The sequence below is a fragment of the Streptomyces sp. A1136 genome (assembly GCF_004795055.1).
Taxonomy (GTDB): Bacteria; Actinomycetota; Actinomycetes; order Streptomycetales; family Streptomycetaceae; genus Streptomyces.
The window spans coordinates 1-715 of the sequence record NZ_SSBJ01000151.1 but is presented as its reverse complement, the minus strand read 5'-3'; the positions used below and the strand labels follow the sequence as shown (position 1 = coordinate 715).

The 715-nt window shown below is 68.7% G+C and carries 1 protein-coding gene; it reads left to right on the top strand.

What is annotated here, in order from left to right; genetic code table 11:
- The coding region (locus E6R62_RS37775; RefSeq protein WP_136217940.1) for a substrate-binding domain-containing protein at positions 1 to 715 on the top strand (715 nt) is incomplete at both ends.

Below are 715 nucleotides of genomic sequence, written 5' to 3'. Positions count from 1 at the left end.
TCCGCCTGACACCGCTCGGCCGGCAGCTACGCGCCGACCTGCGGCCGGTCTACGCGAACCTGCGCGACAGTCTCGAACGCGCCCGGATGACCGCCCGCGGCAAGACCGCACGCCTGCGCGTCGGCATGATGCCGTTCAACGTGCCCGACATGTACCCCTACTGGGAGACCTTCCGCTCCCGTCATCCCCAGTGGGAACTACAGCTGCGCCGGGCCCCATACGTCGACCCGTTCGCCCGGCTGCGCGAGGGCGACATGGACGTCTTCCTCACCTGGCTGCCGGTGGACGAGCCCGACCTCACCGTCGGCCCGGTCCTCTTCCGCGACCCCCGCGTCCTGGCCGTCGCCGCCGACCACGAACTCGCCGAACGGCTCGCCGTCCCGTTCGAGGCCCTGGCCGACTTCGCCCATGCCATGCCACCGGACATGCCCGACTACTGGGAAGACGGCTACCTTTCCTTCCACACGGCCCGGGGAAAGCCGATCGAACGCATTGAGCAGGTCACCAACGCCGACGAACTGATCCACCTCGTCGGCACCGGCGAGATCGTCCATCCCTTCCCCTCCCACGTCACCCGCTACTGGTCGCAGTCCCACATCCGCTTCATTCCCGTCCCCGACATGGGGACGATCCCCTACGCCCTGGTGTGGCGCAAGGACGCCGAGAACGACCTCATTCGGGCCCTCGCCCAGACCGTCCGCGACATCGGAGTCCT